This is a genomic window from Caulobacter sp. 602-1 (genome assembly GCF_003931565.1).
GTDB lineage: Bacteria > Pseudomonadota > Alphaproteobacteria > Caulobacterales > Caulobacteraceae > Caulobacter.
Map to the genome: position 1 here is coordinate 612,182 of NZ_RRYI01000002.1, position 14,938 is coordinate 627,119.

Annotated in this window: 5 protein-coding genes and 1 pseudogene; 3 read left to right on the forward strand and 3 right to left on the reverse strand. The window is 68.4% G+C overall.

Annotated features, from left to right (window positions below; genetic code table 11):
- The first annotated feature begins 304 nt into the window (after positions 1–304).
- The 3 genes and pseudogenes from EIK80_RS07530 to EIK80_RS07540 form a co-directional block, all read left to right on the forward strand.
- Entirely contained in the window at positions 305–7,711 is a 7,407-nt protein-coding gene (locus EIK80_RS07530; RefSeq protein ID WP_125156339.1) for an ice nucleation protein, read from the forward strand.
- A gap of 166 nt (positions 7,712–7,877) precedes the next feature.
- Positions 7,878–9,896, forward strand: coding sequence for an N-acetylglucosamine transferase (locus tag EIK80_RS07535; protein ID WP_125156340.1), 2,019 nt, complete (start codon positions 7,878–7,880; stop codon positions 9,894–9,896).
- A 20-nt stretch (positions 9,897–9,916) separates the two neighbouring features.
- Positions 9,917–11,734: pseudogene (locus EIK80_RS07540) on the forward strand (FkbM family methyltransferase); the annotation flags it as partial.
- 6 nt (positions 11,735–11,740) lie between these two features.
- Here the strand turns inward: EIK80_RS07540 and EIK80_RS07545 are convergent.
- Genes EIK80_RS07545 through pcaF form a run of 3 tightly spaced genes read right to left on the reverse strand, consistent with a single transcriptional unit; the run spans position 11,741 to position 14,873 of the window.
- Positions 11,741–12,511, reverse strand: a complete 771-nt coding sequence (locus tag EIK80_RS07545; protein ID WP_125156341.1) for a hypothetical protein — start codon at positions 12,509–12,511, stop codon at positions 11,741–11,743.
- On the reverse strand, positions 12,511–13,674 hold the full coding sequence (locus EIK80_RS07550) for an acyl-CoA dehydrogenase family protein (protein WP_125156342.1): 1,164 nt from the start codon (positions 13,672–13,674) through the stop codon (positions 12,511–12,513). Before EIK80_RS07550 ends, EIK80_RS07545 begins: the two co-directional genes overlap by 1 nt.
- Positions 13,674–14,873, reverse strand: a complete 1,200-nt coding sequence (gene pcaF, locus EIK80_RS07555) for a 3-oxoadipyl-CoA thiolase (RefSeq protein ID WP_125156343.1) — start codon at positions 14,871–14,873, stop codon at positions 13,674–13,676. Before pcaF ends, EIK80_RS07550 begins: the two co-directional genes overlap by 1 nt.
- Between the last annotated feature and the right edge of the window lie 65 nt (positions 14,874–14,938).

Here is a 14,938-nt window from a genome sequence, read left to right on the forward strand (position 1 = left end):
GCGCGCGCTAAGCTTGACGTCGCCTGTCCAGGCGCTGTGAGCGGGCGGCGCAACGCGAAGCCAACACCTTACTTCATAAGGCTTATGCGCGCTTCCGGCGGGCCGAAATATAGGCGCGCCCGTAAACTCGCGTGGCATGTATAGCGCTGCGTCGGCATGTCTCGTTGAAAGGACTTGGAAAGGAAATATGGTTACCGGAATCGGGCCATAGTCTGGCTTGTCGCGGGGCGCTTGAGTTTTGGGGGGCGTCTCCATGGTTTGCGTCCGGGCGCGCAGGTGCGTGTCGGCCAGCAAGGGTGGGTGAATGTCGATCTCGAGCCTTTCTGCAGCGCAGATCTCGAACCTCTCGATCACGGCGATCCAGGGGCTGTCCACAACCGACATCCAGTCCCTAAACGGGTCCCAGATCGCCGCGATCAGCGCGACGGGGATCGGCGCGCTTGCCGACACCCAGGTCGCCGCGCTCAGCGCGACCCAGGTCAAGGCGCTCACCACCACTCAGATCCCGAAGTTCGCGACATCGGTGGTCTTCGACGTCACCCAGCTGACGCAGCTCTCGACCAACCAGGTTTCGGCGCTTACCTCGACCCAGCTTGCGGCCCTCGATGTGTCGCATATCGCCAGCCTCGGCTCGACGCAGATCGGCGCCCTGTCGGCGACGAACTTCTCGGGCCTGGTCGGCACGCAGATCGCCGCCCTGAGCCAGGATCAGATCAAGGGCGTCAGCGTCGCCCAGGCGAAGGGGCTGACCGTCGGCGACGTCGGCGAACTGGTCGGCACCCAGATCGCCGCCCTTGGCGTGGATCGCGTCGCGGCGCTGTCGACCACCAACGTGTCGGCCCTCGACGCCAGCCAGATGGCGTCGCTGACCACCACCCAGATCGCCGGCCTGGCCGCCGCGCAGATCAAGAGCCTGACCGCCACCGATGTCGGCGAGATGTCGACGACGCAGGTCGGCGCGCTCTCGGCGGCTCAGCTCGGCGCGCTCACCGTCGCCAGCTTCTCGGCCCTGGCCGACACGCAGATGGCCGTGCTGACGACGACGCAGATCAAGGGCGTCACCACCGACCAGATCAAGGGCATGACGGTCACCGACGTCGGTGAGCTGTCCTCGACCCAGATCGGCGGCCTCAGCGTCGCTCAGCTTGGCGCCCTGACCACGGGCCAGGCCGCGACGCTTTCGACCGACCAGATCGGGGTACTAGCCTCGACCCAGGTCGCGGCCCTGTCGACCTCCGCCTTCGCGGCCCTGAACGCCACCCAGGTCGGCGGCCTGACCGAGAACCAGATCAAGGGCCTGACGGCCCAGCAGATGTCCGCCCTGAGCGTCGGCGACGTCGGCGAGCTGACCTCCACGCAGGTCGGCTTCCTGAGCGCGACCCAGCTAGGCGCGCTGACCACCGGCGCGTTCTCGGCCCTGGACGCCACGCAGGTGGCGGCGTTGTCGACGAGCCAGATCAAGGGTCTGACGGCCAACCAGCTGAAGGCCCTGACGACCACCGACATCGGCGAGCTGACGACGACCCAGATCGGCTCCCTGGCGAACAGCCAGTTGGCCGCCATCACCTCCACCAACATCTCGGCCCTGGCCGACACCCAGGTGGCGGCGCTGACGACGACTCAGATCAAGGGGCTGACGGCCGATCAGCTGAAGGGGCTAAGCGCCGCCGATGTCGGCGAACTGTCCACGACCCAGGTCGAGGCCCTGCTGCCGACCCAACTGGGCTCGCTGACGGCGGCCGCCTTCTCGGCCCTGGCCGACACCCAGGTCGCAAGGCTGAACAACAGCCAGATCGCTGGGATCAGCGCGACCCAGATCCGCGGCATGACGGTCACCGACATCGGTGAGCTGTCCTCGACCCAGGTCGGCGCCCTGACGGCCGCCCAGGTCGGCGTCCTGGCCACCACCCAGGCGCAGGCGCTGACGACCACCCAGATCGGCGGCCTCAGCTCGACTCAGTTGGGCGCGGTCAGCACGACCAATCTGACTTTGATGGACGCCACGCAGCTGGGCGCTCTGACCACGACCCAGCTCAAAGGCCTGACCGCCCAGCAGGTGGGGGCCCTGACCGTGGCCAATGTCGGCAATCTGGCCGACACTCAGATCGGCGGGCTCTCGTCGACCCAGTTGGGCGCGATCTCGACGACCAGCTTCTCCGCGTTGAGCGCCACCCAGGTCTCGCTGATCAACGAAACCCAGATCAAGGGCCTGACGGCCAACCAGATCAAGGCGCTGACGACCACCGATGTGGGCGAGCTTTCGACCACCCAGGTCGCCTCCCTGACGACCGCCCAGCTGGGCGCGATGTCCACGACCAATCTTTCGGCGCTCAACGCCGCCCAGATGGCGGCCCTGACCGAGACCCAGGTGAAGGGTCTGACGGCCGATCAGCTGAAGAACCTGACGACCACCGACATCGGCGAGCTGACCACCACCCAGGTCAAGGCGCTGAGCGCCGACCAGATCAAGAACCTGAGCACGGCCGCCGTCTCGGCGATGGTCGACACCCAGGTCGCGGTGCTGAGCAGCACGCAGGTGAGGGGTCTGTCCGCGGCCCAGCTGCAGGCCATGACGGCCAGCGACATCGCCGAACTGGCCGATACCCAGATCGGCGCCCTGGCGACCTCGCAGCTGTCGGCTCTGAACCTGACCAACGTGAAGAGCCTTTCGACGGCTCAGCTGAGTCAGCTGACCGCCACGCAGGTCGGTGCGCTGTCGGCGACGAACTTCGCGGCCCTGGACGCCACGCAAGTCGGCTCGCTCACCGAGAGCCAGGTGAAAGGCCTGACCAGCGCTCAACTGGCCGCTCTTACGGCCGCCGATATCGGCGAGCTGGCCGCGACCCAGGTCGGCGCCCTGAGCGCGGCCCAGGTCGGCGCCCTGACGGCGACGGCTTTCACCGCGCTGAACGCGACCCAGACGGCGGCCCTCACGACCACGCAGATGAAGGGACTGACCTCTTCGCAGCTGAAGGCCCTGTCGATCACCGACATCGGCGACCTGGCCGACACCCAGATCGGCGCCCTGACGGCGACCCAGCTGGGCTCCATGACCTCGATGGGTTTCTCGGCCCTGAGCGCCACCCAGATGGCGCAGATCTCGACGGGCCAGATCAAGGGCCTGACGGCTGATCAGCTGAAGAACCTGACTGTCACCGACATCGGCGAACTGTCGACCACGCAGGTCTCGGCCCTGACGGCCGACCAGATCAAGAACCTCTCGGCGGCCAGCATCTCGGCCCTGGTCGACACCCAGATAGCCGTCCTGGTCAACACGCAGATCCAGGCGCTGAACACGACCCAGCTCAAGGGCCTGTCGGTCTCCGACATCGACGAGCTGTCGGCGACCCAGGTTGGCGCGCTGTCGGCCGCCCAGCTGACCGCCCTGGCCTCGACCCAGGTTCAGGAGCTTTCGACCACGCAGCTGGGCGCCCTTAACGGCACGCAGGTCGGCGCGATCACGGCCACCAATTTCAGCCTGATGGACGCCACCCAGATGGGCGCCCTGACCTCGACCCAGCTGAAGGGCCTGACCACCGCCCAGGTGGCGGCGCTGACCACCACCAACGTGGCCGCCCTGGCCAATACGCAGATCCAGGCGCTGAGCGCGAGCCAGCTGGGCGCCATGGCCGCGACCAGCTTCTCCGCCCTGAATTCGACCCAGGTCTCGCTGATCAACGAGACGCAGATCAAGGGCCTGACGACCGCGCAGATCAAGGGCCTTTCGGTCACCGACATCGGCGAGCTGAACACGACCCAGCTGTCGGCCCTGTCGACCGTCCAGATCGGCGCGCTGTCGGCGGCCAACTTCTCGGCCCTGGTCGACACCCAGGTGGCGGCGCTGACGGCGAACCAGATGAAGGGCCTGACCGCCACCCAGATCAGTGGCCTGTCCCTCACCGACGTGGGCGAACTGTCCGCGACCCAGATCGGCGCCCTGGGCGCCGACCAGATCAAGAACCTCTCGGCCGCCAACCTCTCGGCCCTGGACGCAACGCAGACCGCCGCCCTGACGGCGACCCAGATGAAGGGTCTGACCAACACCCAGATCGCCGGCCTGAGCGTCACGGACATCGGCGAACTGAACCAGACCCAGATCGGCGCGCTGTCGAGCGGCCAGATCGCGGCGCTGAACGTCGCGGACCTGTCCACCACCCAGATCTCGGGCCTCAGCGCCTCGGTGATCGGCGCGCTGGGCGCGACCAAGTTCGCCGCCTGGGACGCCACCCAGGTCAGCGCGCTGAACGACACCCAGATCCGGGGCCTGACCGCCTCGCAGCTGGGCGCGCTGAACGCCACCGACATCGCCGAGTTCTCGACGACCCAGGTCAAGGCCCTGACGCCGACCCAGCTGGGCGCGCTCTCGGCCACGGGCTTCTCGGCTCTGGACGCCACCCAGGTCGGCGTTCTGTCGACCGCCCAGATCAAGGGCGTCTCGACCTCGCAGCTGAAGGCGCTGACGGTCACCGACGTCGGTGAACTGTCGACCACCCAGGTCAACGCGCTCTCGGCGGCGCAGGTCGGCGCGCTGACGGCCACCGGCTTCTCGGCCCTGGACGCCAATCAGGTGGCGGCCCTGACGACGACGCAAATCAAGGGTCTGACCGCTGACCAGCTGAAGAACCTGACGGTCACCGACGTCGGCGAGCTGCTGACGACCCAGATCCAGGCCCTGACGGCCGACCAGGTCAAAAACCTCTCGGCGGCCAGCATTTCTGCCCTGGCCGACACCCAGGTCGCGGTTCTGGCCAACACCCAGATCCAGGCGCTGAACGCCACCCAGCTGAAGGGCCTGTCGGTCACCGACATCGACGAGCTGTCGGCGAACCAGATCGGCGCGCTTTCGGTGCTGCAGATCGGCGCCCTGGCCGACACCCAGGTTCAGGAGCTGTCGACGACCCAACTGGCCGGCCTGACCGCCAGCCAGGTGGGCGCGCTCAGCAACACCGCCTTCCTGGCCATGGACGGGACCCAGGTGCAGAGCCTGACCGCGACCCAGGTCAAGGGCCTGACGGCCACCCAGCTGAAGGCCCTGGACGCCTTCAACACCTTCGAGTTCTCGACCGCGGTGGCCAAGCTGTCCGCCAGCCAGCTGGGGGCGTTGACCACCACCGCCCTGAACAGTCTGAACTCGACCCAGATCGGATCTCTGACGACCACCCAGATGGGCGGGCTGACGGGCACGCAGGCGAACGGCCTGTGGTTCTCCTTCGTGGACGCTCTCGACGAGACACAGACAGCGGCGATGTCAACCAGCATGCTGTCGGCCCTGCCGACGACCATGCTGGACTTCCTCAGCACGACGCAAACCCAAGCGCTGACGGCCAGCCAGCTGAAGGCGCTGACCGTCACCCAACTGGCGGGGGTCGGGGGTGGCACGCTGAACGAGCTGACGGGCACGCAGCTTGCTAGTCTGACCACGGCGCAGGTGGGGGCGCTCACATCGACCAACATCACGTCGCTCAGCAGCACTGCGGTCAAGTCGCTGACCGCGAGCCAGATCGGCGCGATCAAGAAGGAAGCCATCGGTAGCTTCGCCGGCGCCTTCTACCAGAGCATAGAAGCGACCCAGATCCCCGGTCTTACGACGGCCCAGATCGGCGCGCTGCCGCAGGGCATCCTGGGCAGCTTCGGCGACACCAACGTCGCCGCGCTGTCGTCTACCCAGATCGGCGCGCTGTCGGCGACCAACCTGAGATCGCTGAGCGCGACACAGGCCGGCGCCCTGACCACGACCCAGGTCAAGGGCCTCACGGCTACCCAGATCACCGGCATGGGCCCTCCGGTTACGCAACTGAGCGAGACGGCGATCGGCTCGCTGAGCGGTGCCCAGCTCAGCGGCTTCGACGTCACGTCCCTGAACAGCCTGAACGACACGAAGTTCGCGGCCATCACCTCGACCCAGGTCAAGGGCCTGACCGCCACCCAGATCAAGGGCTTAGCCTCGGGCGGCGCGCTCGACCGTCTGGCCGACACCCAGATCCAAGGGCTCTCGGCCCTGCAGGTGGGCGCGTTCAGCACCACGGGCTTCTCGCAGTTGAGCCAGACCCAGGTCGCGGCGCTGAACGCCACCCAGATCAAGGGTATCGCGCCCAGCCAGCTGCAGAGCCTGACGGTCACGGACATCGGAGAGTTCTCGACCACCCAGATCCGCGCCCTGACTGCGGACCAGATGAAGCAGCTGTCGGCGACCAACATCTCGGCCCTGGCCGACACCCAGGTCGCGGTTCTGGCCAACACCCAGCTCCAGGCGCTGAACACGACCCAGCTGAAGGGTCTGTCGGTCAGCGACATCGATGAGCTGTCGGCGACCCAGATCGGCCAGCTCGCGCCGGCCCAGATCAGCGCCCTGGTCCCGAGCCAGTTGCAGGAACTGTCGACCACCCAGGTCGGCGGCCTCACGGCCACCCAGTTGGGCGCGATTTCGTCCACCAATGTCTCGCTGATGCGCGACACCCAGCTGGCCGCGCTGTCGACGACCCAGATCAAGGGCCTGACGGCGCTCCAGATGGGCGGCCTCAACACCGCCAACATCGCCGCCCTGGCCGATACGCAGGTGCAGGCTCTCAGCTCGACCCAGCTGGGCGGCATGACGCCGACCGGTTTCTCGAACCTGAGCGCCACCCAGGTGGGCGTGCTGACCTCGGTACAGCTGAAGGGCCTGACGACGGCTCAGATCAAGGGGCTGACCGTCACCGACGTCGCCGAGTTCGACGAGACCCAGATCGGCGCGCTGTCGCCCGCCCAGATCGGCGCCCTTAGCGCGACCGCCTTCTCGGCCCTGGTCGACACCCAGGTGGCCGCGCTGACGACGACCCAGGTCAAGGGGCTGACGGCCGACCAGCTGAAGGGCCTGACCACGACCGACATCGGTGAACTGACGACGACCCAGGTCGCCAGCCTGGCCCCGACCCAGTTGGCGCTGATCTCGACGACCAACATCTCGGCCCTCGACGCCGCCCAGACCGCCGCGCTGACGGCGGCCCAGGTCAAGGGTCTGACCCTCGACCAGGTCAAGGGGCTGTCGACCACCGACATCGGCGACTTGGCCGACACCCAGGTCGCCGCCCTGACGGCGCCCCAGGTGGGGGCCCTGAGCGCGGCCCAGGCCGGGACGCTGTCGGCCGCCCAGATCGCCCTGATGGCCGCGACCCAGGTCGGCGCCCTGTCGACCACGGCCTTCTCGGCCTTGGTGGGCACGCAGGTCGGCGCGCTGACCAGCACCCAGGTGAAGGGCATCGTGCCGAGCCAGTTGTCGGCCTTGAGCGCGGCCGATGTCGGCCAGTTCATCGACACCCAGATCGCGGCGCTGAGCATCCTGCAATTGGCGGCCCTCTCGGCGACCAACGTCTCGGCCCTGGACGCCACCCAGACCGCCGCTTTGACCACGACCCAGATGAAGGGTCTGACCGCTTCGCAGCTGAAGGGTCTGTCGGTGACCGACGTGGGCGAGCTGGCGGACACGCAGCTGGCGGCCCTGACGAGCAGTCAGCTCGGCGCGCTGGGCACGACCGTGATCGACGCGCTGAGCACGACCCAGATCGGCCAGCTGCAAGCCACGCAGATCTCCGGCCTGACCGCCACCCAGCTGGACTATCTGTCGACGACCAACATCGCGGCGCTGACCACGACCCAGGCCAACGCCCTGACCACCGCCCAGGTGCAGAGCCTGAGCGACGCCCAGATCGCGGCCTACCTGACGGTGAGCTGATCCCGTCCGCCGTCCGCGCCTCCCCGAGGCGCGGACGGCGGACCGCTTGCGATCCTTGCTCTGGAGCATTGGTCGAGTTCCAAACCCCATGCCATGATCACGCAGCGCTGACTCGCGCGCCGCTTTCGCGCGCGCCCGTCCGCCGCCCATCGGTTTCAGGAAGACAATGGCTGACGTCGATACGCTGAACCTGCTCAGCACGCTGACCGCCGAGGACTGTTCGCTCGGCGACCTCATCACCCTTGCCTCGCAACTTGGCGCGGAAGGCCAGCCAGCGCTCGCCGACCAGGCCTACAAGGTCTGGATCAAGTTCAACGCCGAGCACCCGCAGTTGTCGGTGGCGTTGTTCAACCGCGCGGTCCTGCAGGCGGCTCTGGGCGACAACCCCGGCGCGGCGGCCTCGTTGGAACAGGCGATCAAGCTCAATCCCGACTTCCTTCCTGCCTATGTGAACCTGGGCGGCATCCAGGAGCGGGCCGGGCTGGGCGAGCTGGCCGTCGCCACTTGGGAGGCGGGCGCCAACCGCCAGGTCGTCATTAGCGGCGTGGGCGCGGGCTACGCCTTCACCTGCCTCAAGCAGATCGCGCGGCTGCTGGGCGACATGCACCAGTCGGCCCGCGCCGAGCTGGCCCTGCAGCGCGCCGCCGAACTGGATCCCTCGGCCATGGACGTGATCGGCCAGCTGGTCGCCACGCGCCTGTCCCTATGCAAGTGGCCGGCCCTGCAGCCGACGGAGCGCGTCCCGCGCGAGACCTTGCTGGAAGGCGTCAATCCGCTGTCGGTGGCCGCCTATACCGACGACCCGTTGCTGCTGCTGGCCGCGGGCAACCATTTCGTCGAGCGCGAGGCCAAGGTCACGCCCGAACAGATCCGTGTCGATCGCCGCGACGCTCCGATCGACATCAACGGCCGGCGTCCGCGCATCGGCTACATCTCCTCCGACCTGCGTGATCACGCCGTCGGCTATCTGATGGCCGAGCTGTTCGAGGTTCACGACAAGTCGAAAGTCGAGGTCTTCGCCTATTACTGCGGCCCGGAGTCCAGTGACGGCCTGAACACCCGCATCCGCGCGGCGGTGGAGCACTTCACCGACATCCGCCCGATGTCGGACGACGAGGCCGCCCAGCGCATCGCCGACGACGGCATCGACATCCTGATCGACGTCAACGGCCACACCCGCGACGCTCGCACCTCGGTCTTCGCCCGCCGTCCGGCCCCGATCATCGTCAACTGGCTGGGCTACCCTGGGACGATGGGCAGCGACTACCACCACTACATCATCGCCGACCCGTGGATCATTCCGCCGGAGATGGAGCTCTACTACTCGGAGGCCGTGCGCCGAATCCCCTGCTATCAGCCCAACGATCGCCGCCGGAAGGTGGAGGAGACGGTCCCGACCCGCGCCGAGGCCGGCCTGCCCGAGGACGCCTTCGTGTTCTGCTGCTTCAACGCCACGCAGAAGATCACGCCCCACGTCTTCGACCGTTGGATGGAGATCCTCAAGCGCACGCCCGGCAGCGTCTTGTGGCTGCTGGACAGCAATCCCGAAACCAACGCCCGCCTGCGCGACGCGGCCGAGGTGCGGGGCGTGGATCGCACCCGTCTGGTCTTCGCCCAGAAGCTGCAGAACGCCTTCCATCTGGCTCGTTACCGCCTCGCCGACCTGTTCCTCGACACCACGCCCTACGGCGCCCATACGACGGCCTCGGACGCGCTGTGGATGGCCGTGCCGGTCCTGACCTGGTCGGGGCGCTGCTTCGCCTCGCGGGTCTGCGGCAGCCTGGTGCGCAGCGCTGGCCTGCCCGAGCTGGTCGTCGACAGCGCGCGGGCCTATGTCGAGAAGGCCGTCGAGATCGGCGTCGATCGCGCCAAGGCCCAGGCTCTGCGCGAGACGTTGGAGGCCAACCGCGACAGCTGCGTGTTGTTCGACATGGACCTGCTGGCCGGCAAGCTGGAAGACCTCTACCGCGAGATGATCGCCGAGTATCATGCGGGCCAGAGGCCGCGTCCGAACCTGACCAATCTCGACACCTACTTCCGCATCGGCCTGTCGCTGGACCGTGACGATCGCGAGATGCAGACCGAGCCCGATCTTCACACCATCTATCGCCACGAGCTGACGCGGCGCGACCGGGTCAAGGCCATCCCCGCCGATGGCCGGCTCTGGGAAGGCGGCGCTTCGTGAGCCAAGTTCCGCTTGGCGATCTGTTCGGGCGTCGCACGACGCGGCCCGCGCAGTTCGGCCAACTGGCGAGCTTGGGCGACCTGTCCGGGCTGGTGGCCCAGCTCCGGCGATGCAAGGCGGAGGACCTGGACTTTCGAGTCCTGCTGGTCGGCGAGGGGCCGCCCGGTTGGCCGGAAGATTTGCGCGACGCCAAGCTAGGCGGGAAGGGCGCCGATTTCCCCGGCGACCTCTCCGATCCCGAGACCTATGGCCCCGTCCTGGTCCATGTCGCACGCGAGGGTCGCTTCGACTGTGTGCTGGCAACGCACGTGGTCCAGACCCTGGCCCGGCCGTCCGTGCTACTGGAGCGCCTGCCGCTGATCGCCGAGGCCGGCTGGATCACCACGCCGTCGCGCTATCTCGAGGCCCTCAAGCCCGAGGGGGCCTATCGCGGCTTCGCCCATCACCGCTGGGCCGCCGACCACCTGGACGGTGCCCTGGTGCTGGCGCCCAAGACCCCGCTGCTCGAGCACCTGACCTTTCCGGGCGAGGCGGTGTGGGCGCAGGCCCCGCAGCGTTTCGAGCTGCAGGTCGGCTGGCGCGGCGGCCTGAACTTCGCGGTCATGCTGGGCGAGGGGGCCTTGCCGGTCGGCGCTCAGGCCCTGGCCCTGCTCGGGCGCTTCTTCGAGGGCGTGCCGACCGAGCCCGCGCCCCCCGTCGCGCTACCGACCGAACCGGCGCTGGATGTCGCCGCCGAGCTGACCAAGGCCATCGCCACCGCCCGCGATACGCAGTCGGGCCTGCATCCGCTAGGCCGGATGAAATTCTATCACGACGCTGTCAGCCTGATCCTCTGCGAGCCCCTGACCCGCGAGCGCCTCGAACTGTTCGAACTGCTGCTGGCCGAGGCCGCGGCCATGGGCATGGAGTCGCCGGGGCCGGAGTGGGGCGACTGGGTCAATCACTACCGCGCGGTGATGGAGGCCCTGACCGGCGCGGACCTGAACGGCCCGACCCCGCCAGCGCCGGACGACGGCCCCCAGACCTTTCTGACTGGCGATGGCCGGACCCTTGATGGCGAGGGGCTGAAGGCCCACGCCGACGCCGTCGGGGCCGAGGTGGTGTTCTTCGCCGCTGGCGACCCCCGCTACGTCGAGCTGTATGGTCGCTGGCTGGCCCTGTCGGTGCTCAAGCACAGCGACACCCCGTTCCTGGTGGTGATCCATGTGATCGGCGGCGCCGGCAAGCTGGCCGAGGCCGCCGCGACGGTGCGGATCGATGACCCGCGGGTAGTGTTCGTCGGCGACGACTTCGACGCCTCGGCGGTGACCACGAAGTGCTTCGAGGCCCCGCCGAAGGGGCTGATCGAGATCCCGGTCGCCCACTACCAGTCGGTGCGTTTCCAGCGCCTGGGCGGATTGCTGGATCTGCTGCAACGACCGGTCTTCATCTCCGACATCGATCTGCTGCTCCAACGCGGCGTCGCCGACCTGCTGGAGCGGTGGGCCGACGCCGACCTGGTGCTGAACCTGAACGACAAGAACTTCCAGGCCGGCTCGCGGATCACCGCCAACCTGCTGCTGGCACGTCCCACTTCGGAGACATCCATCCTGCTGCGCTGGCTGCGGGCCTATCTGGACGCGCGACTGTCACGTGAGACCGTCACTCGCTGGATCGACCAGGTCGCCTTGAACCTGGCCCGCCGTCACCTGGAGCTGCACGCCCCGAGCGCGAAGATCGGAACCTTCGACACCCAGAGCGACATCAACAACGTGATGTTCAAGGAATATGTCGAGGGGCACCCGTTCCGGTTCCTGTCGCTCTACCACGGGTTCGATACGTCGACCCTGGAGGAGTAGGGCGGCCTAGAAGGTGGCCGTCGCCTTCATCACCACGGCCTCATCGACCTCCGCCCACAACGCAGCGCCGTCGTCAGTGAGATGTCCTTTCGCCGCGATGGTCTCACCAGCAAAGGCCGGCTTCAGCGCCCGGAACGAAAAACGCTTCAGCGGCCGGGCGGGCATGGCCTCGAGCAGCAGTAGGGCGATCAGCGGGCCGTGGACGACGAGGCCCGGATAGCCTTCGACCTCGGTCGTGTAGGGCAGGTCGTAGTGGATGCGGTGACTGTTCGAGGTCGCCGCCGAGAAGGCGAATAGCAACACCGGATCGGTAGGCGTTTCTCTGGACCACTCGGCGTTGGGTCGGGCTTCAGCGTCAGGCGCGCGCGGCGCGCGCGGCGCGGCGGTGTAGACGATCGTCTGGCGCTCGGTGACGCGGACCTCGCCGGCCTGGCTGAACGTCCGGTCGACCGTGACGAAGGTCAGGGGGCCGCTCGCGCCTGGCTTCTCCTCGATCTTGGCGACGGTCTCGACGAGCTCGGTTTCGAGGCCGGGGATGAGGGGACCCGCGAAGGTCATGTCCGCCGCCGCGAACATCCGCCGAGGCGCTTCGATCGCTGGCAGGAACAGACCGCGCCTCTGATGGCCGTCTGGGCCGAGATCGGCTCGGGGGATCGGTTCGGCCAGACATCCCCAGTGCCAGGCGGGCGGGACTTCATCGGGCGTCGGCCGGTCCAGCACCGCCGCCAGCCGGGCGAGGTCCGAGGCCGCCAGGACCGCCGTCCGCCGTCTTTGCATCAGTACGAGCGCGGCAGGCCGAGCACGTGCTCGGCGACATAGGCCAGGATCAGGTTCGTCGAGATCGGCGCCACCTGGTAGAGGCGCGTCTCGCGGAACTTGCGCTCGATGTCGTACTCCTCGGCGAAGCCGAAGCCGCCGTGGGTCTGCAGGCACATGTCGGCCGCCGCCCACGAGGCCTCAGAAGCCAGCATCTTGCCGATGTTCGCCTGCTCGCCGCAGGGCAGCCCGGCGTCGTAGCGGGCGGCCGCATCATAGATCGTCAGTCGCGCGGCGTGGGCCTGGGCGTAAGCGCGGGCGATCGGGAACTGGACGCCCTGGTTCTGGCCGATCGGGCGGCCAAAGACCACGCGGCTGTTGGCGTAGTCGCGCGCCCGGCCGATCAGCCAGGCGGCGTCGCCCAGGCACTCGGCGCCGATCAGGATCCGCTCGGCGTTCATGCCATCCAGGATGTAGCGGAAGCCCTTGCCTTCCTCACCGATCAGGCTGCCCTTGGGGATCACCAGATTGTCGAAGAAGACCTCGGTCGTGGCGTGGTTCAGCATGGTGGCGATCGGGCTGATCGAGAGGCCTCGACCCTTGGCCTCGCGCATGTCGACCAGGAACACCGACAGGCCATCCGCCTTGCGGGCGACTTGATCCTTGGGCGTGGTGCGCGCCAGCAGGATCATCAGGTCGGAGTGCTCGGCGCGGCTGGTCCAGACCTTCTGGCCGTTGACGACATACGCATCCCCCTCGCGACGTGCGAAGGTCGAGATCGAGGTGGTGTCGGTGCCGGCCGTCGGCTCGGTGACGCCGAAGGCCTGCAGGCGGATCGAGCCGTCGGCGATCCGGGGCAGCCAGGTCTCCTTCTGCGCCGTCGAGCCGTGCCTAAGGACCGTGCCCATGGTGTACATTTGGGCGTGCACGGCGGCCGCGTTGCCGCCACCGGCGTGGACCTCCTCCAGGATCGCCGCCGCCGCTGTCAGGCCCAGGCCGCCGCCGCCATACTCCTCGGGGATCAGCACGCCCAGCAGTCCGGCCTGGGTCATGGCGGCCACGAACTCGGTCGGATAGGCCTTCTCGCGATCCAGGGCGCGCCAGTAGGGCGGCGGGAAGTCGCGGCAGAGGGCGCGCACCGTCTGGCGCAGGGCCTCGATCAACTCCGGATCCACCAGCGACACTAGACGCGCTCGAAGGCGAGCGCCGCGCCCTGGCCGACGCCGATGCAGAGGGTGGCGAGGCCGCGCTTGCCGCCGGTCGCCTCCAATTGGCGAAGGGCGGTCAGCACCAGCCGCGCGCCGGAGGCGCCGAGCGGGTGGCCCAGGGCGATGGCGCCGCCGTTCGGGTTCACGTGCGCGCCGTCGTCCGGCAGGCCCAACTGACGCAGCACCGCCAGCCCCTGGGCGGCGAAGGCCTCGTTCAGCTCGACGGTGTCGAAGTCGCCGATCGACAGACCGGTCTTGGCGAGCAGCTTCTGAACCGCGGGCACGGGGCCTATGCCCATCACCCGTGGCGCGACGCCGGCGGTGGCGTAGCCGGTGATGCGAGCGCGCGGCGTCAGGCCGTGGCGTTTCACGGCCTCCTCGGAGGCGACGATCAAGGCCACCGCGCCGTCATTGACGCCCGAGGCGTTGCCGGCCGTCACCGTGCCGCCTTCGCGGACGACGGGCTTCAGCTTCGCCAGGGCCTCCAGAGTGGTCTCGCGCGGATGCTCGTCGCGCTCGACGATCGTCGGGCCGGCCTTGCCGGGGATTTCGACCGGGGCGATCTCGCCGGCCAGGAAGCCGTTGGCCTGGGCGGCGGCGGCCCGCTGCTGGCTGCGCAGGGCGAAGGCGTCCTGGTCCTCGCGGTTCACACCGTAGTCGGCGGCGACGTTCTCGGCGGTCTCGGGCATGGAGTCGACGCCATAGGCCTTGCGCATGGCCGGGTTGACGAAGCGCCAGCCGATCGTGGTGTCGTAGATCTCGGCGTTGCGCGAAAAGGCGCTGTCGGCCTTGCCCATCACGAACGGCGCGCGGCTCATGCTCTCGACGCCGCCGGCGATCAGCAGGTCGTTGTGGCCCGACAGGATGGCGCGAGCCGCGTAGCCGATGGCCTCCAGGCCCGAAGCGCAGAGGCGGTTGACGGTCGCGCCCGGCACGCCGACAGGATAGCCGGCCAAGAGCAGGGCCATGCGGGCGACATTGCGGTTGTCCTCGCCGGCCTGGTTGGCGCAGCCCAGCACCACCTCGTCAATCGCCTCGAGATCGAGGCCGGCGTTGCGCGCGGCCAGGGCCTTCAGCGGTATGGCGGACAGGTCGTCGGCCCGAACCTTGGAGAGCGCGCCGCCATAGCGGCCAATGGGCGTGCGGATGCCGTCACAGAGATAGGCGGTGGTCATGCGAAGGCTCCCGGATCGTCGCGCTCAAACAAGTGTTAGAGTCGCGAGGCGCCAGCCTCAACAAG

What these genes read in the sequence shown, in the direction of transcription:
- EIK80_RS07530 (WP_125156339.1), top strand. Translation starts at nt 305, where the DNA reads ATGTCGATCTCGAGCCTTTCTGCAGCGCAGATCTCGAACCTCTCGATC.
- EIK80_RS07535 (WP_125156340.1), top strand. Translation starts at nt 7,878, where the DNA reads ATGGCTGACGTCGATACGCTGAACCTGCTCAGCACGCTGACCGCCGAG.
- EIK80_RS07545 (WP_125156341.1), bottom strand. Translation starts at nt 12,511, where the DNA reads ATGCAAAGACGGCGGACGGCGGTCCTGGCGGCCTCGGACCTCGCCCGG.
- pcaF (WP_125156343.1), bottom strand. Translation starts at nt 14,873, where the DNA reads ATGACCACCGCCTATCTCTGTGACGGCATCCGCACGCCCATTGGCCGC.